Raw genomic sequence first — 24,377 nt, forward strand, 5'->3', positions numbered from 1 at the left:
CACCCGCAGTCGATGCATGCTGCTTGCCCTGTTTCGCTAAGCTCAGCCCGGGAACACGTCGAGGGCTGCGATGGCGGCACGGGACGAAATTCATCCATCACGGTGGCTCTTGCAGCCGACGACCAATGGTCCGAGAGGAAACGATATGCTTGAGTTGAAAGACAAAGACCTTTTTCAGCAGGCCGGCCTGATCGACGGGATCTGGTCGAGGGCAGCGTCGGGCAAAACGGTGAGCGTCGCCAATCCGGCCACCCAGGCAAGCCTTGGCACTGTCCCGGATATGGGAACCGCCGAGACCCGCGCGGCGATCGGCGCAGCCCAGGCCGCTTTCACCCTATGGAAGAAGAGGACGCATGCCGAGCGTGCGGTTCTGCTCGAGCGTTGGTATGCGCTGATGATCGAAAATCTCCAGGATCTTGCGCTGCTCATCACGCTCGAGCAGGGCAAGCCTCTCGATGAATCTCGCGCCGAGGTCCGTTACGGTGCCTCCTTCGTCAAATGGTTTGCCGAAGAAGCCCGCCGCATCGGCGGCCACACCATTCCCTCGCCAACACCGGATCGCCGCATCATCGTCCTCAAGGAAGCGGTCGGCGTCTGCGCGATCGTCACCCCGTGGAATTTTCCGATCGCGATGATCACCCGAAAGGTGGCGCCCGCCTTGGCGGCCGGCTGCACGGTTGTCATCAAGCCTTCGGAATTCACCCCCTATTCGGCGCTCGCCATGGGTATCCTTGCCGAGCGCGCCGGCATTCCGGCAGGGGTGATCAATATCGTCACCGGCATGCCGACTGAGATCGGCAACGAGTTCATGGCAAACGCGACGGTGCGGAAAATCTCCTTCACCGGCTCGACCCGGATCGGCTCGCTTCTGATGCGCGGCGCCGCCGACAGCGTCAAGCGGCTCTCCCTCGAACTCGGCGGCAATGCGCCGTTCATCGTCTTCGATGATGCCGATCTCGATCTCGCGGTCGAAGGCGCAATCCTGTCCAAGTTCCGCAACGGCGGCCAGACCTGCGTCTGCGCCAACCGCATCTTGGTACAGGCCGGCGTGTATGATGCCTTTGCCGAGAAACTCGGCGCCAGCGTCAACGCCATGAAGGTCGGCCCCGGTACGGAGCCGGGCAATGTCATCGGCCCGATGATCAACGCTGCGGCGATCGAGAAGATCAACCGCCATGTCGACGACGCTCTGGCCAAAGGCGCCAAGATCGCCGCACGGGGCAGCACGGTGGCGGAAGGCAGGCAATACGCCGCGCCGATGGTGCTGACGGAGGCGACAACCGACATGCTGCTTGCCAGCGAAGAGACCTTCGGCCCGGTTGCACCGCTCTTCCGCTTCGAGACGGAAGACGAAGCGATCACAATCGCCAACGGCACACCCTTCGGCCTTGCCGCCTACTTCTACACCGAAAACCTGAAGCGCTCCTGGCGCGTCGGCGAGGCGCTCGAATTCGGCATGATCGGGCTCAACACCGGCGCGATCTCGACCGAAGTCGCCCCTTTCGGCGGCGTCAAGCAGTCTGGCCTCGGCCGGGAGGGAGCCCAGGTTGGCATCGAGGAATATCTCGAAATGAAGAGCTTCCACATTGGTGGGCTGAGCTGAGCCCGAAACGATCATGAGGTGAGAACCAGCAGCAATGTGGCGCACGCGGGAGCGCCACATTTTTACTTCACGGCGGGCGAACGGATACGGATTAGGCACCGGCCGGGCGGTCGACAATCGACCTTGCCAGTACCGGCAACACGACTTCATGACGTTACCGCAACGAATTGCCTTGGCGGCCTGCGAGCCCGGCCGATACTTAAAAACAAGCGCGGGCGGAAAAGCCGCCCGCGCTTTCCTTCGTTGGCTTTAGAGACCGAAAACACCGGGGAGGCCGGAGATGTCGGCGATCTCGACGTAACCATAGAACGGGTTGGCGGGCTCGTGGCCGCGGTTCACCCACACCTTGTTCTTGATGCCGATATCGTTAGCCGACATATGATCGTAACGGAACGAGGAGGAGCAATGGACGACATCTTCGGGGTCGCAGCAGAGCATGTCGAACAGGTATTCAAAGGCCTGCAGGCGCGGCTTGTAGGCCTGCGCCTGTTCGGCCGTGTAGACCGCATGGAAGGGCGCACCGAGCTTTTCGACGTTCGACATGATCTGCGAATTCATCGCGTTCGACAGGATCACCAGCGGGATCTCCTTGGCAACCTTCGCAAGACCCGCCGGCACATCCGCATGCGGCCCCCAAGTCGGCACCCGCTCATAGACCGTGCGGGCATCTTCGTCGTTGAACTTGACGCCGTTGCGCTTGCAACTGCGCTCGATCGAATTGTGAACGACCTCGGCATAGGGTTTCCAGTCGCCCAGGACCTCGTCGAGGCGATAGGCGGCGAAATTCCGGATGAACTCGGCCATGCGGGGTTCATCGAGCTGGTCGCGGTAAAGGTCGTGTGCCGCTTCCGCCATCTGGAAGTTGGTCAGCGTACCGTAGCAGTCGAAGGTGATGTATTTCGGACGCGACAGGGTCATGGGCATATCCTTTGGAGAGTGGACCGGGGCATTTGAACCCATGATAGACGCGGCCCGCCCCTCGGCTCGCCTGAATGTGGCGGCTAACGAAGCAGATTATTTCGTATCGAAAGGTGGCTTTGGCAGATGGTTGCGGACCCCCGCCGGCTGGCGGGCGCGGAAGGGCGGCGGACGATTGACTACGTCACCCATGCTATATCCCACTGTTTTCACCGGCTCGTTGCGGCGAGTGCAGCGAATTTTGCGCGAGATCCGCCCCGTGGAGCCTACATGCCAGCATAAGATGCGGCGGGCGACAAAGGGAAAACGATAAGATACCGCTCAGAGCGTAGCCTTCAGACGATTAGCCAACCCGCACTCCTTCACACTTCCACCCAGGAAATGAAGGAAGTGTCATGCAGACAAGCCAGATCGATTTCGCCGCTTTCGGCACCGAACACCTGGGTGCCGCTCTCAACCTGTCGCGGCAGGCAGGCTGGCCCCATCGCCCTGAGGATTGGCAGATGGCGCTTGCCTTGAGCGAAGGCGTTGTGGCGATCGAGAACGACCGGGTGGTCGGCACCGTGCTCATGACCCCCTACAAGCAAGAGTGCGCCACGATCAACATGGTCATCGTCGATGAAGCCATGCGCGGCCGCGGGCTTGGCCGCAGGCTGATGGATGCCGCAATAGAGCTTGCCGGCAAACGCCCGCTCCGGCTTGTTGCGACCGCCGACGGCCTTCCGCTCTATGAGAAGCTCGGCTTCCGCCAGACCGGCCGCATTCTGCAGCACCAAGGCATCGCAGCAGAACTCGCCGCGCCGATGGCGACGTCAGCCGCCGCCATTGCCGATTCTCCCGCGATCACCGAACTCGATCGACAGGCCTTCGGCGCCGATCGCGCCGATCTGATCGCATATCTCGCCAAGGTCGGGGAATTTGCCGTCGTCCGCCGTAGCGGAGGCGTCACCGGTTTTGCGGTCATCCGCACCTTCGGCCGGGGCGAGGTCATCGGCCCCGTCGTTGCCGGGAACCTGGAGGACGCCAAAGCGCTCGTCGCTCATTTCATCGCCCGGCGGCCCGGCGTGTTTCTCAGGGTCGATACCACCGCCGCCGCCGGCCTGTCCGACTGGCTGGTCGAACAGGGCTTCGCCCATGTCGGTGGCGGCATCGCCATGATGAAGCCATCGATTCCAGACGCCGATTCCGTCGCCACCATCTTCGCCCTTGCCAACCAGGCGCTCGGCTGATCCGGAGAGTATGATGTACAGCAATTCCCTTGTCGAACTCGACCGCGCCCATCTCGTGCATCCGGTCGCCTCCTACCGCAATCATGAAAAGCTCGGCGTGCGTGTGCTCGCTTCCGCCAAAGGCGCGACGGTGACCGATGCTTCCGGCAAGCAGCTGGTCGACGGCTTTGCCGGCCTGTGGTGCGTCAATGCCGGTTACGGCCATGAATCGATCGTCGAGGCAGCAACGCGGCAGATGCGCGACCTGCCCTATGCGACAACCTATTTCGGTCTCGGCTCGGAACCGGCGATCCGGCTTGCCGCGGCATTGGCCGAACGGGCTCCAGGCGACCTCAACCATGTCTACTTCACCCTGGGCGGATCCGATGCCGTCGACAGCACGATCCGTTTCATCCGCTATTACTGGATCGCCCGCGGGCAGCCGCAGCGCGACCAGTTCATCTCCCTTGAGCAAGGTTATCACGGTTCTTCGACTGTCGGGGCAGGGCTGACGGCACTTCCACTGTTCCACGCCGGCTTCGGCATTCCCTTCGACTGGCAGCATAAAATTCCCTCCCACTACGCCTATCGCAACCCCGTCGGCCAGGACCCGCAGGCGATCATCAACTCCTCCCTCGCAGCCCTGCGTCGCAAGGTCGAAGAGATCGGTCCCGAATGCGTCGCCGCCTTTTATGCCGAACCCATCCAGGGTTCGGGCGGCGTGCTGGTGCCACCGAAGGGCTGGATCAAGGCGATGCGCGCGCTTTGCAGCGAGCTCGGCATCCTCTTTGTCGCCGACGAAGTGATCACCGCTTTCGGCCGCACCGGCCCACTCTTTGCATGCGAGGAGGACGAGATCGTTCCGGACTTCATCACCACGGCAAAGGGTCTGACCTCCGGCTATGTGCCGATGGGGGCGGTCTTCATGGCCGACCACGTCTACCAAACCATTGCGGATGGCGCTGGTGGCGCGGCCGTCGGTCACGGCTATACCTATTCGGCCCACCCCGTCAGCGCCGCCGTCGGCCTCGAAGTGCTGAACCTTTATGAAACCGGTCTCCTGGCGAACGGCCGGAAGGCCGGCGCAAGGCTGATGCAGGGGCTTGAAGGCCTCAAGGACCATCCGCTCGTCGGCGATGTGCGCGGCCGCGGCATGCTCGCCGCCATCGAACTGGTGATCGACAAGGAGAAGAAGACGCCGTTGCCGGCAGCCGCCGATCCGGCGCGCCGGATCTTCGACCGCGCCTGGGAAAACGGCCTGGTCATCCGTGCCTTTGGCAACGGCGTCCTCGGTTATGCGCCGCCGCTCTGTTGCACCGACGCCGACATCGACGCGATCATCGAGCGCACGCGCAAAACCTTGGACGACACCCTTGCTGACCCCGATGTACGCGCGGCCCTGAAGGGCTGAGCGGGCAGGCAGCCGTTTCCGTGATCCCTGCGATAAAACGAAACATATGGCAAAGGCCGATGCCATGTGAGCATCCGGCCCTTGTCACCCCCGCGGCCGCGCACCCTTGACGGGGTCGACCACCAAACTAGAGCCTTTCCTGGTCAGATTGAATCATTCTGTTGGCTCAAACGGAGTCGGATGCTCGACCGGCCGGCGCGCGTCGTAGCTCAGCTCTACGGCCAAGCCGGCCGGTCGAGCAGGCGGCCCGTTTCAGCCAACCCGAAGGGCCGGGCATCTTTCCGCCAGGATCAGAGGCGATCGGCTCGGACGTACCAAAGGGTATGCCCGTCGCCAATCGCCTCTGCCCTGTCGAAAACCTGCTCCGGCAGAATGCTTCAAGCTGACCAGGAAAGGCTCTAGAGCGGAAATAGGCTCGTCAATGGCATGTGCGCCTTGACGATCGGCGATTTCAGAACGACGAAGCTGAAATACTTGTCGATGCCGATCTCCATGTCGGAGAGCCGCTCCATGATCGTCTGGTACTCGCCGATCCCGGCCGTCACGAATTTCAACAGATAATCGTAGCCGCCGGAGACCAGATGACATTCGATCACCTGGTCGATCTTCTCGACCGTCGTCAAAAACCGGGCGAAATCGATCTGCCGGTGGTTCTTCAGGGTGATCTCGGTGAAAACGGTCAACGTCTGTCCGAGCTTGGCGACATTGATCTGTGCGGAGTAGCCCTCGATATATCCTTCCGACTGCAGCTTCTTCACCCGCATCAGGCAGGGGCTCGGCGACAGGTTGACGAGCTCGGCGAGCTCGACATTGGTGACGCGGCCATTCTTCTGCAATTCATGCAGAATTTTTATATCGATCCGGTCGAGTTTCATCGCTCCACTCCGCCTGTCGAACCTGCTAACGCCGCAGCATATTGTGCCGCCACTTTCCCAACACTAACACATTGGAGGTTCGAGTCGATCGCGTTTCGGGGGCTCGGGGAGGGACGAACGGGATGCGGCTTGGCCTAAGACAGCATTTTATGCTGCCCCTGACCGGAGACGCAACGATGTGTGACACCCCGCGGCCGTGTTCTAGATATTGGAGGAATGGATCGCGTCGCAGACGGCCTCCGTGACCTCTTTGGTCGTGGCGGTGCCGCCGAGGTCGGGGGTGAGGATGCCCGCGCCGGTGACCGCTTCGACGGCGCGCATGAGACGAGCCGCGGCCTCCTGCTCGCCGAGATGGTCGAGCATCTGCGCGGCGGTCCAGAAGCTCGCGATAGGGTTGGCGATGCCCTTGCCGGTGATGTCGAAGGCCGAGCCATGGATCGGTTCGAACATCGAGGGAAAACGCCGCTGCGGATCGATATTCGCAGTGGGGGCGACACCGATGCTGCCGGCCAGCGCACCGGCGAGGTCGGAGAGGATGTCGGCATGCAGGTTGGTCGCGACGATCGTGTCGAGGCTCTGCGGCTTCAGCGTCATCCGCACCGTCATGGCGTCGACCAGCATCTTGTCCCAGCTGACGTCAGGAAACTCTGCAGCCACCTCAGCAGCGATCTCGTCCCACATGACCATGCCGTGGCGTTGGGCATTCGACTTGGTCACGACCGTCAGCAACTTGCGCGGCCGCGCCTGCGCCAGTTTGAAGGCGTAGCGCATGATGCGGGTGACGCCGACGCGCGTGAAGATGGCGACCTCGGTCCCGACTTCCTCGGGCAGGCCGCGATGGGCGCGGCCGCCATGGCCGGAGTATTCGCCTTCGGAATTCTCGCGGACAATCACCCAGTCAAGATCGCCCACACCGCAGTTGCGCAGCGGAGGGGTAATGCCCGGAAGGATCCTGGTCGGCCGGACATTGGCATATTGGTCGAAGCCTTGGCAGATCGGCAGTCTGAGCCCCCAGAGGGTGATGTGGTCGGGAACATCCGGCGCGCCGACGGCACCGAAATAGATCGCGTCGAATTTTTTCAGCCGCTCAAGTCCGTCGGACGGCATCATCACGCCGTGCTTCTTGTAGTAGTTGGAACCCCAGTCGAAATTTTCGATGGCGAACCTCACGTCGCCGAGACGTTTTTCCAGACTTGCAAGCACCGTGCACCCGGCAGCAATGACCTCAGGTCCGATCCCGTCGGCGGGGATGGCTGCGATTGAGTATTCACGCATCGATTTTCTCCCGTAACATCTTCCGCAGGTCTTATCCGCTGAGGCCTGCGCGCTCCTGTTTGCGGCAGCCGGCCTGCACCGTGATATCACCCAGGTCGCCGATGAAAAGCAAACCATCGTCAGCATGGTTGCGGCCGGCCTCGGCCTCGCCGTCGTCCCACGATGGACATCCTCTCTTGCCTCTGCCGGGGTTCTCTTTCTGCCGGTGCAAGAGGAAGCCGGGCGACCGACGCCGAAACTGCCGCTGGCGGTGGCCTGGATGAAGGCAGCCCGTGATCCGGAGAGTGATGCGCTGCTCGATCTCCTGAGGCCCAACCGCGAAAGATATTCGGCATCGGCCTGAGCATGTTCATTCGCGATCGCGCCATCGCCGAATGCCGTTAAAAAGGCTCGCGGGCTAGCGGGCAATTCACGCCGATGATCTCGGCACAAGACGCCCAGGCAGAATAATCGTTTCGGCTTCGCGCTTGCCCGTGATCATTGCGACCATGGTGTCAATCATCTCATCGGCAGGCTGCTCGTAAGACGTCAGTTGATAAGCGGGAGCGGCGCTGAGCTCGATATTGTCGAAGCCGACGATCGCCAGGTCATGTGGAACGCGAAGCGCGAATTCGCTGCGGACCACATCCATTGCTCCGAGCGCCAGAATGTCGTTCTCGCACATCAGCACATCGATGCGCGAGGAGGGGGAGGTGGCGTTCAGATAGGCGCGCGCCACCTTAGCCCCGGCCTCGGCGCTGTAGCGCTCTGCAGTCAGCTCGACGACGCCTTCGACGCCCTTCCGCTGCCAGAATTTCAAATAGTGATGTCGTCGGCCGAGCGCGGTCGACAGGGTCTGTCCTCCCGTCATGAAGCCCGGACGGCGATACCCCCTCTCGAACAGGTAATTCACAATTTCGCCGAGAGCGAGTTCGGCATTGCAGGCGACGGCGGGAACGCCGGGGATTTGGCTATCGCGCGCAAGGACGAACATCGGCGGAAAACCGGGGCCAAGCCGTTGACTACCCAGCGTTTCCTCACGAAAGGCGGTTCCGAACAGAATGACGGCGTCGAACTGGCGCTGATCGGCGTTGATCAACGCATGAATGTGATCGAAATGGCGATTGATATTGATCAGGACGGTCAGCAGACCCTCCGCCTGCAAACGCTCGGTCAGCATCTCCAGAACGGGGAGCTTATGTGGGTTGGCGAAGTCGTCGACGAAGACGGCGACCTGATGCGTGATGTTCGTCGCAAGGCTGCGGGCAAGCAGGTTGGGTGAGTAATTCAGAGCCTCTGCCGCCCGAAGCACTTTCTGTCGGCTGGCATCTGTAATCGACGCACCGGAAGTGAAGGCGCGGATGACCGTCCATTTCGATACGCCAGCGGCTTCCGCCACCTCTTTTGCTGTCGCCCGCTTGCGCATTTGCCGCCTCCTTGATTGGAATGAATATTCCACAAAAAAATAAAAATGGAATGGATGCTTGATTTTTGTCGAGGATAAAGTAATTTTGCTCCGCTTGCTACCGGGTGCAAATGGAGTTGCAACCGGTAGCATTGGGAAGATCCACCCGGTGGATCGTTTTGGGAGGGTAAAATGAAATTTGGTCTGAAATCACTTTTCGCAGGCGCCGCCTTTGCGGCCGCGATCATCGGGTCTTCGGCACTTGCCACTGCCGCCGACATTCGCATCGTTGCCGTCACTCACGGTCAGGCCAACGACCCATTCTGGTCCGTCGTCAAGAACGGCGTGAGCGCGGCGGCCAAGGACATGGGTGCCAGTGTCGAATATCGTGCTCCGGAAACTTTCGACATGGTGTCGATGGCGCAGCTTATCGATGCTGCCGTCAATCAGAAACCCGATGGGCTGATCGTCTCCATTCCAGACGCCTCGGCGCTCGGTCCTTCCATTAAGAAAGCCGTCGCTGCCGGGATCCCGGTCATCTCAATCAATTCCGGCTCCGATGTTTCGAAAGAGTTGGGAGCGCTTCTGCATGTCGGTCAGGACGAATATACCGCCGGCAAAGCCGCCGGCGCAAAGCTCCACGATCTCGGCGGCAAGGAAGGCCTGTGCGTGAACCAGGAAGTCGGCAATGTTTCGCTCGATCTGCGTTGCAAGGGCTTTGCCGATGGTTTCGGCGGCAAAGTCACGGTGCTTCCTGTCAGCAACGATCCGGCCGATGTTCGGGCGAAGGTCAAGGCAGCGCTGAGTTCCAACTCGACCGTCGATACCGTTATGGCGCTCGGCGCCAGCACAGCTGGTGAGCCGGCCTTGGCAGCCGTCGAAGATGTCGGCATGACCGGCAAGATCAAGGTGGCAACCTTCGACCTTTCGGCTGATTTTCTGAAGGCGGTGGCAGACGGCAAGGCCGCTTTCGCGATCGATCAGCAGCAATTCCTTCAGGGTTATATGCCTGTCGTGTTTCTGGCCAATTACGCCAAATACGGGCTCATCCCAGGTGGCAACGTCCCCTCCGGTCCGAACCTGATCACCAAAGAAAAGGCCGCTCAGGTAGTCGATCTTTCCGCTAAGGGGATCCGCTGACCGAGATTGCCGAAAGGCATCCTCCCCGAAGTTCCTCCCCGTTATCGGGGAGGGGCTTTGGTTTGATGGAACGCGCTGCGAGGCAGCGCAGATGAAGCGCTAAATTACATTCACAGGGAGGAATCATGGCTTCGCTTGAGCAGAAAGCGGCGGTCGCGCCGAAAGCCGATGAGCGTATCAAGCAGGTGGGCTTTCTGACGCAACTGATGCGTCGGCCCGAGCTTGGAGCCGTGGCCGGCCTGGTGCTCGTCATCGTATTTTTCTTTCTCACCGCAGACCCCACAATGTTTTCGCTTTCGGGCGTAATGACGATCATGGCGCCGGCTTCCCAATTGGGGATCCTCGCCATCGCGGCCGCACTTCTAATGATCGGCGGCGAGTTCGATCTCTCGATCGGTTCTATGGTCGCGTTCGCTGGACTGGTCTTTGGTGTCATCCTGACCAACTTCGGTCAGCCATTGTCGGTCGCCATCGTGATGACGATGCTTTTCGCCGCCTTCATGGGCGCGATCAACGGACAGATCGTGATCCATACGCGTCTGCCATCCTTTATCGTGACGCTGGCGTTCCTCTTTATTCTCCGCGGTCTGACGCTCGTCGGCCTGAAATGGGCGACCGGTGGCTCGACACAGCTCCGCGGCATCAGCGACCATGTCAAAGACAGCCCGCTGCTTGGAATTTTCTCCGGCGAAGCCCTGAAGGGCGCCTTCCTATGGCTCGCGGATCATGATCTGATCGACAAGTTCCCCAATGGCGTGCCGAAGGTCACGGGCGTTCCGGTTTCCGTCTTGTGGTTTGCAGCCCTTGCCCTGCTGGCGACCTGGGTCTTATTGCGTACGCGCACCGGCAACTGGGTCTTTGCGGCCGGCGGCGATCCCAATGCGGCGAGGAACTCGGGTGTCCCGGTCCACAGGGTTAAAACCGGCCTCTTTGCGCTGACGGCATGTGCGGCGGCACTCGTTGCGATCATCACCGTACTCGATGCTGGTTCCACCGACGCCAGGCGCGGATTTCAGAAGGAATTCGAAGCCATCATCGCCGCCGTTATCGGCGGGTGTTTGCTCACCGGCGGCTACGGCTCGGCGATCGGCGCCTTCTTCGGTGCGATTATCTTCGGCTCGGTTTCGATCGGTCTGACCTATACCAAGTTCGACTCCGACTGGTTTCAGGTGTTCCTGGGCTCAATGCTGTTGCTGGCCGTGCTCTTCAACAATTTCATTCGCCGCAAGGTTACTGGGGAGCGCTGATCATGGTTGACGTCAACATCCGAACTCCGGTCATCGAAGTGGCCGATATCGTCAAGCACTACGGTTCGGTGATCGCATTGAACGGCGTGTCAATGCAGGTCTCAGCCGGGGAGGTGCTTTGTCTTCTGGGAGACAATGGCGCGGGCAAATCCACGCTGATCAAGACGCTATCCGGCGTTGTCCGCCCGAGTGGCGGCGAGTTCCGGGTGGAGGGAAAGCCGGTCGATTTCAGAAGCCCCAGGGATGCACTCGATGCCGGGATCGCGACCGTCTACCAGGATCTTGCGATGATCCCCCTGATGTCGATCACCCGCAATTTCTTCATGGGGCGGGAACCTCGTAGAGGCGTCTTCCCATTCCGCCACATCGACTTCGATCACTGCAATGATGTCACGCGCGAGGAAATGCGCAAGATCGGCATCGATATCCGCGATCCCAACCAGGCCGTCGGCACGCTTTCCGGCGGTGAACGCCAGTGCGTGGCCATCGCACGAGCCGTCTATTTCGGCGCCAAGATCCTCATCCTGGACGAACCGACCTCGGCGCTCGGTGTGGCGCAGACCTCAATGGTGTTGAAATACATCCATCAGGTCCGGCAGAAAGGATTGGGCGTCATCTTCATTACCCACAATGTCCGCCACGCCTATGCGGTGGCCGACCGTTTCACCATCCTCAACCGCGGTCAAACGCTTGGCACATACGCAAAGGCGGACATCGCCATGGACGAACTCCAGAACCTGATGGCCGGTGGCAAGGAGCTGCAGCAGTTGTCCGAGGAACTCGGCGGTACGATCTAGACCGCGGCCACACCACAAGCGGTTCGACCGTTGCAAAAAAGCAATCGCCTCTCATTCACGCAATAACGATGGAACACGATCATGAACGATCGATCACGAGATGACTTGCCAACGTTTACACTCGCCGCCTGCGCGGAAATGCTCTGGCGCGACAAGGCGATCGAGTGGCGGGCCTCCCGCCTTAAGGAAATGGGCTTTGGCGTTGGTCTATGGAATTGGCCGGATCACGATCTGAGTAAGTTGGAAGCAACCGGCGCGACCTTCACGATCATGAACGGCTATCTCGCCGGCCGTCTGACGGACGACGAAGGTGCCGCCGAACTTCTCAAGACGGCACGTGAAACGGCGCAGATCGGTAAGCGGCTCGGCGTGCAAAGGCTCAATCTGCACGGCACAGGCCTGGGAGATAGAGGCCTGCCGGTCCAGCCGGTCGAAGTCGTAACCGGCGCCATGTGGTTGAAGGCGCGCGACACCCTCTACCGTGTCGTCGAGATGGCCGAAGAAGAAGGCGTCACCTTCACGCTCGAGAACCTCAACCTGCCGGTCGATCATCCGGGCGTGCCGTTCGGGCGCGCCGAAGACACGCTGGCGCTTGTCTCGAGTGTCAATCATCCGCGGCTCCGCCTTAATCTCGATCTCTACCATGCCCAGATTGGCGAGGGAAACCTGATCGAGCTTTGCCGCAAATGCCTGCCTTGGATCGGCGAAATCCAGGTGGCCGATGTGCCCGGCCGCTGCGAGCCAGGGACTGGCGAGGTCAATTATAAGATGATCGCACGCACGCTCAAGGACATGGGCTATCGCGGCGCCATCGGTATGGAGGCCTGGGCGTCCGGCGACGATGAGGCGGCGCTCGACCGCTTCCGCGATGCCTTCACGGTTTGAACGATCCGACAGTTAACGCTTACAGATAACGGAGAAATATCGATGATCAGGTTTGGAGTGATCGGCGCCGGCCGGATAGGCAAGGTACATGCCGCCACCATCGCGGCGAACCCGAAGGCAAAGCTCGTTTATGTGGCCGATGCTTTCAGGGCCACGGCAGAGGCGCTTGCTGCCCAGACGGGCGCCGAGGTCGCTGACGCGGAGGATATCATCAAGTCTCCAGCGGTGGATGCGATCCTCATAGCAACGCCGACGCCCAGTCATGCCGATCTCATCGAGGCGGCCTCGAAGGCCGGCAAGGCGATCCTCTGCGAAAAGCCGGTATCCTTGTCGGTCGAACGCATCAATGCCTGCCTCGACCTTGTCGAGAAGAACAATTCCACGCTGATGATCGGCTTCAATCGCCGCTTCGATCCCAATTTTGCCAGTGTGGAGGCGCGGCTGCGTCGCGGCGATGTCGGCGACATCGAAATCGTCACCATCACCAGCCGTGATCCCGCCCCGCCGCCAGCCGAATACGTCAAATCCTCCGGCGGCTTGTTCCGCGACATGATGATCCACGACTTCGATATGGCCCGCTTCCTCATGGGCGAGGAATTCGTCGTGGTAAACGCGCTTGGATCGTCTCTCGTCGACAAGGCGATCGGGGCCGAAGGTGATGTGGATACTGCCGCCGTGCAGATGCAGACGGCGTCGGGTCGTATCGCTGTCATCACCAATTCGCGCCGGGCAACCTATGGCTACGATCAACGCATCGAAGTCCATGGCGCTGCCGGCATGCTTGCGGCGCGGAATATCCAGGCAACCAGTGTGGAGCTTTCCAACGCAAGCGGTGTCAGCGGCGATCCCGTCCAATATTTCTTCCTTGAGCGCTACGCGCAGGCCTACGCCAACGAGATCAATGCCTTCATCGACGCAATCGACAATGGCCATCGGTCGCCGCGGCCGAGCGGGTTTGACGGATTGCAAGCTCAGAAACTCGCGGAAGCCGCAACCAAAAGCTGGCAGACCGGCAAACCGGTGACGGTCGATTGATGGAAGGGAACGGGTGCGAACCAATAGTGCTTCACGCGTTATCGGTTCGCACCCGACGCACCGGCTAACCTTTGCAGATCGTCGGATGCTACGCATGACCGGCAGATCCTAGATAGCGACCTTCAGGAGGCAGAAGCCAATGAAGCAGGCTAACGTTGGTCCTCCTCAGACATTGGAGGAGTTGAAATCGCTGATCGCGAGGCGTCAGATTGTCTTTCCCGATCGACTTGAGCAGGTTGCCAGACAAATCATTGAACGACCGGAGATGGTCGCTTTCGAAAGCGCGGCAGCGATCGCGCGCAGTTGCAAGGTATCTCAGACAACCGTTTTGCGCTTGGCTCAGCACTGTGGACTGCAGACATTCGCCGAATTGCGGTCGATGATGAGAAATCATGTTCGGAAGGCTGCCATCACTCACAGGTGACTCGGAGATCGAAAACTTGCGCGACTATCCCGGGCTGGGTTGATCAATAGAAGCCGCCAATCGCCGTTCGTTGCGGAGTTGAGAGCGATCGGCATGCAGAACGGCAACTTTAAAAGAGTGGGACGTTGAGATGGATGACAATGGTATGTGATTGTAATCAGATGACATCTTATTGTTCCATAATAACCCTTACGCCACTTTCTTTTGTAGGAGCTATTTAGTAATGCGACAGTTGGGCCAGTTAGAGATGCGACAGTCTCGCCTCTCGACGTGCTGGTCAATTGGCGGTGTCGCGCCGCTAATCGGCTTTGACAAAGGTTCCCTCCGGTTGCGCGTCCCTTCTTAATCGCTGCAAGTTTGCAGTCGCAGCGACGGTCCGCGCACCAATTCCCTTGCAGCGTGTAGTTTGTTTGCTTGACTCAAAGTGGAGTAGAAAGTTTATTTGGGGCGTTCGGGTCGCCGCCCGACATCCTTTCCACGCTCATCTTCAGGGAGGCGAGCCATGGCAAATCACAAACCAACCGTGCCCAGCGTGTCGATCCACGACTACTCCCCAACGGAAGCCGTCGAAGGTAACCTGCTCGAAAGCGCTTCGGACGCAGATGGCGATCTGCTTCAAGTTCAGTTCGTCAACGGCATGAGAATCCCCAGCAAAGCCGGTGAGCCCGGATATCTTACGGTAGCGGGCGAGCACGGAACGCTGACGATTTGGAGCAACGGCAGCTATGCTTACAACGTCAACGACCCGGCAAGCGTCGAGCCTGGTGGCGTATTTTCGGAGAATTTTTCATTCAAGACCTCCGATGGAAATGGCGGTACTGACGTCAGCAATCTCCACATCGCCGTCAACGCCCCGCCGCAAGGGATGTACTCTATCGATTTCGAAAACGCCCCCAGGGAATATCCCGGGCAGCCCGATATCGCCTCGGGCTATGCAGGCTTCAAATTTGGCGACAAACTTGACGGCAATCTCTGGGAGGTCGCCGAAGCCAACGGCAACGAGTACGTCGTCAGCAATCCCTACAATCCCTTTTTCAATCACGCTGACGGCAAGCTCTTCACGATAGAGGGCGTCGACGTCGCGACCAATTTCGACCCTGGTTACGAAGGGGTCGACGCCCTTGTAACCTTTGAGGGTTATATCGGTGGCAACAAGGTGAGCGAGATGGCCGTTACGGTCTATGGAGACACGATTGCCGACGGCCAGCATATCTCATTGGAGGCCCTCGGAGCAGTCGACTTCGTCCGCTTCGATATTCAGCCTGACGTAGAGCCTACCGGCTTTCCGCAGCTCGCATTTGACAACTTCACCGTCCTGGTCTGACCATTGACAGAGAGGCGGCTTCGCGCGATCCGCACCAACAGGCGTTCGCTTGGCAATAACCACTCATCATCGCCTGCTCCTCGTCAAATATGCAAAGCGCTTCCAAAGCTTTCAGCGCCGCCTCCATGACTGCTTCACTGCGGGTCGGATGGGCGTGGATGGTGCCGGCAATATCTTCCAGGCGCGCACCCATTTCGATCGCCAGCGCAAAGGCCGCCGAGAGTTCGGAGACCCCTGCTCCCACCGCCTGCAGGCCGAGAACGAGATTGGTGTCGGCGCGGGCGACGACGCGCACGAAGCCCTCCTCCGACAGCATCGTCATCGCCCGTCCGTTGGCGCTGAACGGAAACTGGCCCGTGCGGATTTCACGGCCTTGCGCCCGACCAATTCCCCGCAATGCCATTGCCCCTAACATCCGCCCACCACCAAAGTTGAGCGCTTTGGCATGGTGCTCTTGCGAGGAAGCTATGTCGATGCCAGGTCACCGCAGCTGCAGTTGCTCTCGGATGGGCGGCAAAGCCAAGGTGAGGAGCATGGCGAAAACCATGACGACGCCGTAAGGCACCTTCCGACTTGCCCGGATTTCCTCGATGCGCATGAAAAAGGCGAGATGTGCGACGCGCAGCGGCACAGGCAGCCGCAGGATCAGGAGCGTCACGATGCCGAGGACGAGGAGCAAAAGCGAAAACGGCAGCATTCCGTGCCATCCGACAAAAAGGCCGATCGGCATGAAAAGCTTGGCGTCTCCTGCTCCAAACAGCCGGAACGCCCAGAGCACCACCCCAAGCATAAACATCAGCAGACCGGCCCCTACATCGCCGCCGATTCCGCTCGACGCAAACAGCGTAGCGCCGACATCCTCGGAGCCAAGCATCACGGCCACCGCGCGCAGCGCATAAAGTGTCACGAGTGCAAGCACGAGCGTGTTGGGGATCTTCCATGTGCGGAAATCGGTCCAGGCGGCGTAGAGAAAAATAAATACTGAGAGCGAACTAATAAAGTCGGATGCCTGCAGCATAGTACTTAACCTTTTGGGCTATGATAATCTACAACGTGAGTTTGTGTTTCACTGCATGCTGGAAAATTACTCTCGTTTTACGACCAGCTATTACTTTTTAGTCTTAACTATAAGTATAGTTCCAATTTCGTCAAAGTATAAAACGATTGACTAAATTAGAATTAACAGATTATTAATATTCCTAGTCGCAGGGGCGGTCTCGACGACAAGGCAGCCGGGGGATTACGGCGCACAACTTATCTGGAGGAAATTCTCGATGAAAGCATTTGTAAATAGCGTACGCGCTTTCGCGCGGGAAGAAGATGGCGTCGCACTCACTGAATACCTCATTCTGCTTGCCCTGCTGGTTGGCGGCGTGATCACGGCGGTGACGTTGGCCGGCACCAATCTGGCTGCCGTTTGGACGGGATGGGCCGGGTGGTTCACCACCAATCTGACCGTCCCGGCTGCCTGATTGGCGTTCGAAGAAGCGAGGGGTTTTTGTTAACCCCTCTCTCCTAAATTAGCATCAATGGATGGATGTATTCCGTCCAGTGTAGCGAGTAACCGCGATGCGTTCTTCAACCATTTTTAGTTTGGTTATTGCATTTGTGCTGGCGGCAGTCGCAGTTTTCGGCATGCGCGAGTATCTCTCTGATCAGAAGGCCCGGCTGCTGGCGATGAACGGCACGACGGCCGAGGAAAGGACACTTGTCGTCGCCGCCAAGGCAATGCGCTTCGGCGACCGAATCCGGTCCGAAAATCTCAAGGCCATTCCGTGGCCCTCAAACGAAACACCTACAGGCTCGTTCGTCAGCATCGAGGCGGTCGTTGGCAACGATGCCCAGCCGCATTATGCCATGGCGGCGATTGACCCTGGCGAGCCGGTGCTATCCTCGAAAATCACGGGTACCGGCGAACGCGCCACACTGTCGGCGGTGCTCGACCAGGGCATGAAAGCGGTTTCCATCCGCGTCAACGACGTGCTCGGCGTGGCCGGCTTCGTAAGGCCCTCCGATCGCGTCGACGTGCTTCTGACCCGGGTCGTGCGCGGGCCGGCAGGCAACGATCAGACCTTCGTTGACGTGCTGCTGCAAGGCGTCAAGGTGCTAGCGGTGGACCAGACGGCCGACGAGCGCAAGGACGAGCCATCCGTCGTCAAAACCGTCACCTTCGAGGTCACGACCGATGAGGCGCAGCGTCTTACCCTCGGCTCCAGTATCGGCACGCTCTCGCTGGCGCTTCGCAATGTTGCCTCTTCCTCTATCGAACAAACCCGGCCGATCACCGTTGCCGACCTCGGTGGCGGGCCGATGGCGACGGAGCTAGGTAAGGATTTGGAAAATATCAAGTTGCCAGAACCTGAAAAACAAGTGCAGATTGTGGAGCAAAAGGTCGAGCCGGTGTTGGCGGTCGAGCCGAAGTGGGTGACAGTGGGGGTCTGGAACACGACGAAGCGCGAGGAGCACAGAGTCGGCCTGGTCCAGTGATATTTAGGCGGCATGCCGCAGGTGCGGTTAGCAGAATGAGGGGGCTAAAGCAGGCATGGCGAACGGCAAGAGAAGAATCGCAAGGACGAAAAGCCTTGCGGCACTGGCGGCAGTGTTTTCGGCCTGTGTGTGTTTAGTGCCCGGATTTGTCCGCTGCGCCAGCGCACAGGAAAAGTTTGTCACGCTGGGCAAATCGGTCCAGCATGTGACGTTACCTCCGAATGAGACGCTGACGCTCAATACCGGCCAGCCCTTCGGCGATCTCGTCATCGGCAGCGCCGATATGATCGACGTGGTGCCGCTTTCCGACCGGTCGCTGTTCATCCGCGGCAAGAAGACCGGCGCCACCAATATCTCGGTCTATGGCGACGACAAGTCGCTTCTCGGCGTCATCGACATCCGCGTCGCCAGCGATTTCAGCGAAGTCGCCGCCGCCATTCGCTCTGCCGCGCCTTCGGCCCAGGTCAGGGTGGTCAACTCCAACGACCGCATTCGCCTGACAGGCATGGTCCGTGACGGCATCGAATTGCAGCGGGTGATGGAAATCGCCCAGTCCTATTCCGACCAGCCGGTGCTCAATCAGTTGCGCGTCAGTGACAGCCAGCAGGTGATGCTGGAGGTCCGTATCATTGAAGCCTCACGCCAGACGGGTCGTGACCTCGGGATCGGGTGGTCCGGGCGCGGCAACAACGGCATCGGCAAGGCAACGACCAGCCAGGGTATCGGCGTGAACGATGACGGTAGCCTGGCCCGTACCCTCGTTGACCCCAAGGGTGCGGCAACGGGTATGCTGCCCTTCGGCCAGTTGATCGCCAAAGTGCTGGAAATCTCGGGCGGCCGCATCGACGTGGTCATCAACGCGCTCGAGCAGAAGGGATTGGTGCGTCGCCTGGCTCAGCCGAACCTCATCGCAATGAGCGGCTCGACCGCCAGCTTCCATGCCGGCGGTGAAGTGCCGATCCTAAAGACGACGAACAACGGCACGACGGTGGCCACCGAGACGGACTATCGCCCCTTCGGTGTGCGGCTGACCTTCAAGCCGGTGGTTCTTGACGACGGCGTCATCAATTTGGAGATCGAGCCTGAGGTTTCCGAGCTTGATCCATCGATCAACGTCAACGGCAATCCGGGATTCATCTCGCGCGCTGCCAGCACCACGGTAGCGCTTCGCGACGGCCAGAGCTTTGCCATGGCGGGCCTGCTGCAGTCGATCAATGCCAAGGACATCCAGCAGTTGCCGGGCCTCGGGAAGATACCGATCCTCGGCGCACTGTTCCGTTCGACGAGTTTCCAGAAGAAGGAATCCGACCTCGTTATCGTCGTCACCCCGCACATTGTGCGACCGGCCCGCCCGGGTGAGGACCTCTACAGTCCGCTCGATCAGACGCGTTCGTCTAACGACGTCGAGCTTTTCGCACTCGGCGTCTTGGAAGTCGACAAGGACATGCTCCGACGCTTTCGCAATGGCGTAGGTGTGACCGGGCCTTACGGCCATCGTCTCGACCTGAACCAGGGAGGCCAAGTTGTTCTTACAAAACGCTAAGCGCGTCCTTCTCATCCTTGCCGCCACCGGCCTCGCTTCCGGCTGCGCCGACTACATGAACCATCGCGACACGATCACCTTCGGGGCGGGGAACGCCATGGAAGCAAACAAAGCCATCCACACCGAGGACCCCTTCCCGCCGGAAGCCCAGCGAACCCGGATCGCAAGCGACGGCAAGGTGATCCGCAGGGTGGTCACTCAGTACCAGAACGGCGGCGCGGGCGTTATTCAGCCGTCGCCGGCCATGGGGGCTGATGGGACGTCGAATGGGGCGACCGTCAGCCAGTAGATATTTGAAGGGCATGAACGGCGGCAGCGCCGGAAGGGAAAATGCACAAGACAGGGTGGTCACGGCGATAGCGCCGTGATGGGGGTGTGCCAATGCTGAGTAGGGTTGTCAGACGGTTCTGGAACGATCATCGCGGCTATGTCATCGCCTTGACGCTCATCGCCATGCCAATGCTTCTCGGTTTTTCGCTGCTGGTCATCGATGTCGGCCGCAGCGGTAACCTGCATACCGATCTCCAGAACGCGGTCGATGCGATGGCGTTGGCCGGAGCCCGCGAGCTCGATGGCCGCGATGATGCCATTTCGAGGGCGCAGACCGCGATCGAGAAAATCGCCAATGACGCGGCTTTTTCCGGGGGCGGGACCGGCATGTCGCTTGGCTCGCATATTACTGTGGCCTATGACGCCGGAAACGATGCCGGGAGCACGGTTGAAGTGCTTTTTCTGAAGAGCATCCCGGCCAACGACGATACGCCCATCCCGTCTTCGATGGAAACCACAGCGGCCAGCGAAGCTTCCTATGCCTGGGTCATCGCCAAGCCGCAGGCGATGCAGACGATCTTTCCGATCCCGGTTGGCTTCACCCGCAATACGATCAACATCGCTGCCGACGCCGTGGCGGTCTACCACGCCAGCGCCTGCGACGTCACGCCGATCTTTATCTGCAATCCGTTCGAGCCGGCGGGGAACACGAGCGAAAGCGCCAGCGACGTTGCAGCGGCGGCCTTGCACACCAATTTTGCGGCCGGCAATCTCTACGGGCGACAGATCGAGCTTCACAGCACCTCGGCGTCCAGTCCCGGTCCCGGCAATTTCGGGTTCCTCCGGACCCCCTTGGGCAACGGTGCGTCTGTGCTGGCGGAGGCTCTTGCCACCGGCAATCCCGGTACCTGCTATACACAGGACAGCCTCGATACGGAGACCGGCGCAAAGGCGGGGCCCGTCGAGGACGGCGTGAATACGCGCTTCGGCTATTACTCCTCATCGTTCAACAAGACGAACGGTGACTATCGTTACCGACCTGCCCCAAACATACGCTCGGCTCAGACAATCACCGGTAAGGCAAAGAAGGGTTGCGATACCTACAATCCAGTCATGGTCGGAGCCGTTGTCGGCGATGCGACCAAGGCTCTGCCGCTAGGCTACGGAGCGGCCATGACCTCGCTTTCCGGCGGCAAGATCAGCAGCGGCAACAATTGGAAATACACGACATACTGGAACGTCGCGCAGGGAACGACAGCGCCCTCGGTGGGCACGATCCTCAGCAACTACTCCAGTTATCCCGCGCAGGCGACCGGAACACCAGGCCAACCCTCCGCTTACGATGTTTATCGTTACGAGCTTGCAAGCCCGTCTCTCATCAACCATGCCTCGGCGAATGGTGAGACCGGAACACCGGCAACTGGCGGACAGTGCTATAGCGGCCCGGATCTTTCGAACTATACGGCGGCCGAGTATGGTGATCGCCGCGAGATCTTCTCGGCCATCGTCAATTGTGGCTACGAAGCCTCGGTCGGCCATTTAAACGGTCACAAGGCCACGCGCGCCGTGGCTTTCGCGCGCATGTTCCTGACCAAGCCGGCGATAAAGGATGCCGGCGAACGATACCTTTCCCTGGAGATGATCGATATCACCGGCAAAGGTGGTCGCGGTACGCTGGACGAATTCCTGCGGGAAGAAGCGGAGCTTGTCAGATGATGGCGCTCCGCAATTTTATCTGGCATCGGCTTTGTCTCGGCTTCTGGCGGCGGGAGGAAGGCGCGGTGCTGGCCGAAGCGCTGCTCGCAATCCCCTTTGTGACGCTCTTTGCGGCCGGGGTCCTGGAGTTTGGCAGCATCTTCTGGGAGCGTATGCAGATCGACGCTGGCTTGCGCGATGCGGGGCGCTACCTTTCGCGATGCCGACCGGTGTCGGGAACCTACGTTCCGACATGCAATCAGTCGACTGCGAAGACGATCGCCTTTTACGGAACGCAGACACCCACGGCAGACGCCAAGCCCCGTGTACCCGGCTGGAACGACCCTGCCGACATCACCATCACTGCACCCGATGCGGACGGGAACATCACCGTTTCCACTGCTCATCTCTACCAGACATCGCCCGTGTTCGGCTTTCTGGGAATCGGAGCCATCACTATCAATTCCTTCCATGAGGAAAGATACATCGGATGGTGACCTTTCGGGCAATCAAGTCATTCTGGCAGGATAGCAGTGGTGTCAGCCTTGTCGAAGCATTGCTTACCTTTCCGATCGTCATGCTGGTATTCGCCGCCTTCATCGAGTTCGGCTATGCCATGTCGCAGTGGAATCAGACGGTCAAGGCACTGCAATATGGTGCCCGTTTGGCGGCGGTATCCGATCCGTTGACAACGAATTTCAATGCCACCTTCCCGATCGAAGCTGCCGATCCACTCAACAACGGCAAAGCGGCGCCGAACAATGCAACGATATCCTCGACCTGCGGACCGGCTCTTGCGAACTGCACGGCTGCATTGAACCGAATTGTCCTGGGAAGCGACGGCGTTTGCCAAGCGGGAACCGATCCTCACCCCGGCATTTGCGACCTCAACTGGCGCATCCAGCCGCAGAATCTGATGGTCACCTACCAGCGATCGGGGCTCGGCTATTGGGGCCGCCCGGACGGGCCCGTGCTGACGATGCGGCTGGAGGTGCGCAACATCACCTTCGATCTGCCGATCCTCGGCGGGTTGTTAGGACTTAACGACATCACCATCCCGGCCCATCCGGTGACGATCACGACGGAAGATCTAAAGACCTGTTCAACCTGCTGACTTCTTATCACGCGTAGGAAAGCGAAATGACAGCTCACATGAACATTGCTGCATCCACCAAGATCCTGGTCCTCTCCGACGACGCGGCTGCAGCGAGCTTCATGCTCGATACGTTCGGGTCGCTTTCGCGTTATGATGTCCGCCATCTGGCACTGAAGGCGCTCGGTGAAAAGGGCCGGTTCGATCCGACGCAATTTAACCTGATCGTTCTCGACGTCGACAACGGTGAATTGCTGCACCATCCGGAGCTCTCCGCGTTTCGCACCAGCTATCGGGACATCCCGCTCGTTGTCGTTTCCGAAGATTTGCCGGACGACATGCTGCGGCTGCTCTTCCGCCTGAACGGCAACGACTGGCTGAAGAAACCACTCGAGCGGCGCGCACTCATCGACATGATTTCGACCCATGCGCCAGGCACTGGGGCGAGCGACAGCCGGGTGCATGCCGTGGTCTCAGCCGTCGGTGGTGCCGGCGCCAGCATGATTGCTTCATCGCTCGCGCATGTGCTGGCCCAGCCGACCAAGAATTCCAATCCCCGGGTTGACTTGTTCGACACGGATTTTTGCGCCGGGACGCTTGGCTATTATCTTAACCTTGTCAACGACTACGACTTGAAACCGGTCATCGCCAATCCTTCCCGGGTCGATCTGGAATTCATCGATTTGGTCAGAAAGCGTCATTCGGGTGGCTTTTCACTGCTGTCCTTCAAGCAGCCATCAGTCCTTCTGGCGCCGAAGGGCGGTGAACTCGTGCTGCGTATGCTCGACGTGGCCGCCTTCGAGAGCGACCACACGATAATCGACATTCCCTATTATGACACGCCGTGGAAATATGATGTGCTCACATCGGTCAACAGCATCTGCATCGTCACCGAAATGACGGTCCCCGCGCTTTCTCAAGCCAAGGATTTGTTTGCCAATCTGGTACGGCTGCGAGGCAGTTCGGCGCAGATATTCATCGTCATCAACAAATACCGCGCCAAGCTTTTCGGCCTCGGCGTGCGCCGACAACAAACGGAGAAGATATTCAAGGATATCCCAACGCATGTCATTGCGGATGACTGGGATACCTTGAGCGAGGCGGCCAACCGCGGCGTGCTGCCATTTCAAGTGAATTCCCGGGCGCGCTTCTGCACCGCGGTCGGCAAACTCGGAGCACTGGTGCGATGAAGGCGATCGACAGTGGGCGCATGAGGTCCTGCGCCGCCCATGTCGGCCTTGTGGTTTTGGCAATTCTGGCCGTTGCCGGGGATGCCGCGGCAGCCGGGCTTGTGCCACGAAGCCTTGGGCCGACGACAAGCGCCGTGGTGGCGATCGAAAAGAACTATGCGGCTGGGACAATCGTCATCGTCACCGCGAACCGTACGCTGGATCTCGTCATCTCCGATGGACGCGCGATCCGTTACAAAATCGGAGTGGGACGAGACGGATTTCGTTGGAGCGGGACCGTCAAGGTTGGACGCAAGGCTGAGTGGCCTGACTGGCGCCCGCCTGCCGAGATGAAGGCGCGCGCAGCCGGACTTCCGGACATGGTGCCTGCCGGGCCGCTTAATCCATTGGGCGCTCGCGGGATCTATCTCTACAAGGACAGGACCGACACGCTCTACCGCATTCATGGAACGAATGAGCAGTCGACGGTCGGCGGTTTCGCATCATCGGGCTGTTTTCGCATGAGCAATGCCGACGTCATCGATCTCTATGAGAGGGTGAAAGTCGGTTCCACGGTCATTGTTAAATAGTTCA

General features: G+C 59.8%; 25 protein-coding genes and 1 pseudogene. 20 read left to right on the top strand and 6 right to left on the bottom strand.

Annotated elements, in window-relative coordinates:
- Positions 1-145 precede the first annotated feature (145 nt).
- On the top strand, positions 146-1,603 hold the full coding sequence (locus tag HJB83_RS05335) for an NAD-dependent succinate-semialdehyde dehydrogenase (RefSeq protein ID WP_207584933.1): 1,458 nt from the start codon (positions 146-148) through the stop codon (positions 1,601-1,603).
- A gap of 249 nt (positions 1,604-1,852) precedes the next feature.
- On the opposite strand, the gene HJB83_RS05340 is transcribed toward HJB83_RS05335, so the two are convergent.
- Positions 1,853-2,521 (bottom strand): haloacid dehalogenase type II, encoded by a 669-nt coding sequence (locus HJB83_RS05340; protein WP_207584932.1) that lies wholly within the window; start codon positions 2,519-2,521, stop codon positions 1,853-1,855.
- Positions 2,522-2,916: 395 nt separating this feature from the next.
- Between HJB83_RS05340 and HJB83_RS05345 the strand changes: the two genes are divergently transcribed.
- Positions 2,917-3,750, top strand: a complete 834-nt coding sequence (locus tag HJB83_RS05345; protein ID WP_221131379.1) for a GNAT family N-acetyltransferase — start codon at positions 2,917-2,919, stop codon at positions 3,748-3,750.
- A 13-nt stretch (positions 3,751-3,763) separates the two neighbouring features.
- Positions 3,764-5,140 carry an aspartate aminotransferase family protein gene (locus HJB83_RS05350; RefSeq protein ID WP_221159541.1) on the top strand — a complete coding sequence of 459 codons (1,377 nt, stop codon included), beginning with the start codon at positions 3,764-3,766 and terminating at the stop codon, positions 5,138-5,140.
- Between the two features lie 398 nt (positions 5,141-5,538).
- Here HJB83_RS05350 and HJB83_RS05355 read toward each other — a convergent pair whose 3' ends face one another.
- Positions 5,539-6,015, bottom strand: a complete 477-nt coding sequence (locus HJB83_RS05355) for an Lrp/AsnC family transcriptional regulator (RefSeq protein ID WP_007634620.1) — start codon at positions 6,013-6,015, stop codon at positions 5,539-5,541.
- Positions 6,016-6,216: 201 nt separating this feature from the next.
- Positions 6,217-7,290, bottom strand: a complete 1,074-nt coding sequence (locus HJB83_RS05360; protein ID WP_207584929.1) for a tartrate dehydrogenase — start codon at positions 7,288-7,290, stop codon at positions 6,217-6,219.
- Between the two features lie 115 nt (positions 7,291-7,405).
- Between HJB83_RS05360 and HJB83_RS05365 the strand changes: the two genes are divergently transcribed.
- Positions 7,406-7,633: a LysR substrate-binding domain-containing protein gene (locus HJB83_RS05365; protein ID WP_405049165.1), complete on the top strand. Its 228-nt coding sequence runs from the start codon at positions 7,406-7,408 to the stop codon at positions 7,631-7,633.
- A 66-nt stretch (positions 7,634-7,699) separates the two neighbouring features.
- Here HJB83_RS05365 and HJB83_RS05370 read toward each other — a convergent pair whose 3' ends face one another.
- A complete protein-coding gene (locus HJB83_RS05370) occupies positions 7,700-8,695 on the bottom strand; it encodes a LacI family DNA-binding transcriptional regulator (protein WP_207585173.1) in 996 nt (331 codons plus the stop codon).
- A 171-nt stretch (positions 8,696-8,866) separates the two neighbouring features.
- On the opposite strand from HJB83_RS05370, the gene HJB83_RS05375 reads away from it, so the two are divergent.
- From HJB83_RS05375 to HJB83_RS05405, 7 genes are all read left to right on the top strand, one after another.
- Positions 8,867-9,814 carry a sugar ABC transporter substrate-binding protein gene (locus tag HJB83_RS05375; RefSeq protein WP_221114947.1) on the top strand — a complete coding sequence of 316 codons (948 nt, stop codon included), beginning with the start codon at positions 8,867-8,869 and terminating at the stop codon, positions 9,812-9,814.
- A gap of 125 nt (positions 9,815-9,939) precedes the next feature.
- Complete coding sequence (locus HJB83_RS05380; RefSeq protein WP_221114948.1) at positions 9,940-11,061, top strand: ABC transporter permease; 1,122 nt, start codon at positions 9,940-9,942, stop codon at positions 11,059-11,061.
- Positions 11,062-11,063: 2 nt separating this feature from the next.
- Entirely contained in the window at positions 11,064-11,858 is a 795-nt protein-coding gene (locus tag HJB83_RS05385; RefSeq protein ID WP_207584926.1) for an ATP-binding cassette domain-containing protein, read from the top strand.
- 81 nt (positions 11,859-11,939) lie between these two features.
- On the top strand, positions 11,940-12,743 hold the full coding sequence (locus HJB83_RS05390; protein WP_221131380.1) for a TIM barrel protein: 804 nt from the start codon (positions 11,940-11,942) through the stop codon (positions 12,741-12,743).
- A gap of 42 nt (positions 12,744-12,785) precedes the next feature.
- The gene (gene iolG / locus HJB83_RS05395) at positions 12,786-13,778 is read left to right on the top strand and encodes an inositol 2-dehydrogenase (protein ID WP_221131381.1); all 993 of its coding nucleotides are present in this window, start codon (positions 12,786-12,788) and stop codon (positions 13,776-13,778) included.
- A 139-nt stretch (positions 13,779-13,917) separates the two neighbouring features.
- The gene (locus HJB83_RS05400) at positions 13,918-14,202 is read left to right on the top strand and encodes a MurR/RpiR family transcriptional regulator (RefSeq protein WP_207584923.1); all 285 of its coding nucleotides are present in this window, start codon (positions 13,918-13,920) and stop codon (positions 14,200-14,202) included.
- A 502-nt stretch (positions 14,203-14,704) separates the two neighbouring features.
- A complete protein-coding gene (locus HJB83_RS05405; protein ID WP_221131382.1) occupies positions 14,705-15,526 on the top strand; it encodes an Ig-like domain-containing protein in 822 nt (273 codons plus the stop codon).
- 83 nt (positions 15,527-15,609) lie between these two features.
- Here HJB83_RS05405 and HJB83_RS05410 read toward each other — a convergent pair.
- Positions 15,610-15,908: pseudogene (locus tag HJB83_RS05410) on the bottom strand (dihydrolipoyl dehydrogenase); the annotation flags it as partial.
- 99 nt (positions 15,909-16,007) lie between these two features.
- Entirely contained in the window at positions 16,008-16,544 is a 537-nt protein-coding gene (locus HJB83_RS05415) for a prepilin peptidase (RefSeq protein WP_207584921.1), read from the bottom strand.
- 256 nt (positions 16,545-16,800) lie between these two features.
- Here HJB83_RS05415 and HJB83_RS05420 point away from each other — a divergent pair, with 256 nt between their 5' ends.
- From HJB83_RS05420 to HJB83_RS05460, 9 genes are all read left to right on the top strand, one after another.
- Positions 16,801-16,998: a Flp family type IVb pilin gene (locus HJB83_RS05420; protein WP_207584920.1), complete on the top strand. Its 198-nt coding sequence runs from the start codon at positions 16,801-16,803 to the stop codon at positions 16,996-16,998.
- Between the two features lie 97 nt (positions 16,999-17,095).
- Positions 17,096-18,013 (top strand): Flp pilus assembly protein CpaB, encoded by a 918-nt coding sequence (cpaB, locus tag HJB83_RS05425; RefSeq protein ID WP_207584919.1) that lies wholly within the window; start codon positions 17,096-17,098, stop codon positions 18,011-18,013.
- Positions 18,014-18,068: 55 nt separating this feature from the next.
- Positions 18,069-19,556: a type II and III secretion system protein family protein gene (locus HJB83_RS05430; protein ID WP_207584918.1), complete on the top strand. Its 1,488-nt coding sequence runs from the start codon at positions 18,069-18,071 to the stop codon at positions 19,554-19,556.
- Positions 19,537-19,845 carry a hypothetical protein gene (locus HJB83_RS05435; protein WP_207584917.1) on the top strand — a complete coding sequence of 103 codons (309 nt, stop codon included), beginning with the start codon at positions 19,537-19,539 and terminating at the stop codon, positions 19,843-19,845. Before HJB83_RS05430 ends, HJB83_RS05435 begins: the two co-directional genes overlap by 20 nt.
- A gap of 92 nt (positions 19,846-19,937) precedes the next feature.
- Positions 19,938-21,542, top strand: coding sequence for a TadE/TadG family type IV pilus assembly protein (locus tag HJB83_RS05440; RefSeq protein WP_207584916.1), 1,605 nt, complete (start codon positions 19,938-19,940; stop codon positions 21,540-21,542).
- Positions 21,539-22,018 (top strand): TadE/TadG family type IV pilus assembly protein, encoded by a 480-nt coding sequence (locus tag HJB83_RS05445; protein ID WP_207584915.1) that lies wholly within the window; start codon positions 21,539-21,541, stop codon positions 22,016-22,018. The genes HJB83_RS05440 and HJB83_RS05445 overlap by 4 nt, the downstream gene beginning before the upstream one ends.
- Entirely contained in the window at positions 22,012-22,635 is a 624-nt protein-coding gene (locus HJB83_RS05450; protein ID WP_207584914.1) for a TadE/TadG family type IV pilus assembly protein, read from the top strand. The genes HJB83_RS05445 and HJB83_RS05450 overlap by 7 nt, the downstream gene beginning before the upstream one ends.
- Positions 22,636-22,661: 26 nt before the next feature.
- The gene (locus HJB83_RS05455) at positions 22,662-23,804 is read left to right on the top strand and encodes a pilus assembly protein (RefSeq protein WP_207584913.1); all 1,143 of its coding nucleotides are present in this window, start codon (positions 22,662-22,664) and stop codon (positions 23,802-23,804) included.
- Positions 23,801-24,373, top strand: a complete 573-nt coding sequence (locus tag HJB83_RS05460; RefSeq protein ID WP_207584912.1) for a L,D-transpeptidase — start codon at positions 23,801-23,803, stop codon at positions 24,371-24,373. The genes HJB83_RS05455 and HJB83_RS05460 overlap by 4 nt, the downstream gene beginning before the upstream one ends.
- The last annotated feature ends 4 nt before the right edge of the window (positions 24,374-24,377 follow it).

Source organism: Rhizobium sp. NZLR11, from assembly GCF_019685115.1.
GTDB lineage: Bacteria > Pseudomonadota > Alphaproteobacteria > Rhizobiales > Rhizobiaceae > Rhizobium.

Excerpts from the sequence above, each read along its gene's own strand:
- HJB83_RS05420 (WP_207584920.1), top strand. The coding sequence starts at position 16,801 with ATGAAAGCATTTGTAAATAGCGTACGCGCTTTCGCGCGGGAAGAAGAT.
- HJB83_RS05440 (WP_207584916.1), top strand. The coding sequence starts at position 19,938 with ATGCTGAGTAGGGTTGTCAGACGGTTCTGGAACGATCATCGCGGCTAT.
- HJB83_RS05340 (WP_207584932.1), bottom strand. The coding sequence starts at position 2,521 with ATGACCCTGTCGCGTCCGAAATACATCACCTTCGACTGCTACGGTACG.
- iolG (WP_221131381.1), top strand. The coding sequence starts at position 12,786 with ATGATCAGGTTTGGAGTGATCGGCGCCGGCCGGATAGGCAAGGTACAT.
- HJB83_RS05345 (WP_221131379.1), top strand. The coding sequence starts at position 2,917 with ATGCAGACAAGCCAGATCGATTTCGCCGCTTTCGGCACCGAACACCTG.
- HJB83_RS05355 (WP_007634620.1), bottom strand. The coding sequence starts at position 6,015 with ATGAAACTCGACCGGATCGATATAAAAATTCTGCATGAATTGCAGAAG.
- HJB83_RS05390 (WP_221131380.1), top strand. The coding sequence starts at position 11,940 with ATGAACGATCGATCACGAGATGACTTGCCAACGTTTACACTCGCCGCC.
- HJB83_RS05415 (WP_207584921.1), bottom strand. The coding sequence starts at position 16,544 with ATGCTGCAGGCATCCGACTTTATTAGTTCGCTCTCAGTATTTATTTTT.
- HJB83_RS05445 (WP_207584915.1), top strand. The coding sequence starts at position 21,539 with ATGATGGCGCTCCGCAATTTTATCTGGCATCGGCTTTGTCTCGGCTTC.
- HJB83_RS05370 (WP_207585173.1), bottom strand. The coding sequence starts at position 8,695 with ATGCGCAAGCGGGCGACAGCAAAAGAGGTGGCGGAAGCCGCTGGCGTA.
- HJB83_RS05455 (WP_207584913.1), top strand. The coding sequence starts at position 22,662 with ATGACAGCTCACATGAACATTGCTGCATCCACCAAGATCCTGGTCCTC.
- HJB83_RS05405 (WP_221131382.1), top strand. The coding sequence starts at position 14,705 with ATGGCAAATCACAAACCAACCGTGCCCAGCGTGTCGATCCACGACTAC.
- HJB83_RS05430 (WP_207584918.1), top strand. The coding sequence starts at position 18,069 with ATGGCGAACGGCAAGAGAAGAATCGCAAGGACGAAAAGCCTTGCGGCA.
- HJB83_RS05375 (WP_221114947.1), top strand. The coding sequence starts at position 8,867 with ATGAAATTTGGTCTGAAATCACTTTTCGCAGGCGCCGCCTTTGCGGCC.
- HJB83_RS05335 (WP_207584933.1), top strand. The coding sequence starts at position 146 with ATGCTTGAGTTGAAAGACAAAGACCTTTTTCAGCAGGCCGGCCTGATC.
- HJB83_RS05350 (WP_221159541.1), top strand. The coding sequence starts at position 3,764 with ATGTACAGCAATTCCCTTGTCGAACTCGACCGCGCCCATCTCGTGCAT.
- HJB83_RS05360 (WP_207584929.1), bottom strand. The coding sequence starts at position 7,290 with ATGCGTGAATACTCAATCGCAGCCATCCCCGCCGACGGGATCGGACCT.
- HJB83_RS05380 (WP_221114948.1), top strand. The coding sequence starts at position 9,940 with ATGGCTTCGCTTGAGCAGAAAGCGGCGGTCGCGCCGAAAGCCGATGAG.
- cpaB (WP_207584919.1), top strand. The coding sequence starts at position 17,096 with ATGCGTTCTTCAACCATTTTTAGTTTGGTTATTGCATTTGTGCTGGCG.
- HJB83_RS05400 (WP_207584923.1), top strand. The coding sequence starts at position 13,918 with ATGAAGCAGGCTAACGTTGGTCCTCCTCAGACATTGGAGGAGTTGAAA.
- HJB83_RS05385 (WP_207584926.1), top strand. The coding sequence starts at position 11,064 with ATGGTTGACGTCAACATCCGAACTCCGGTCATCGAAGTGGCCGATATC.
- HJB83_RS05460 (WP_207584912.1), top strand. The coding sequence starts at position 23,801 with ATGAAGGCGATCGACAGTGGGCGCATGAGGTCCTGCGCCGCCCATGTC.
- HJB83_RS05450 (WP_207584914.1), top strand. The coding sequence starts at position 22,012 with ATGGTGACCTTTCGGGCAATCAAGTCATTCTGGCAGGATAGCAGTGGT.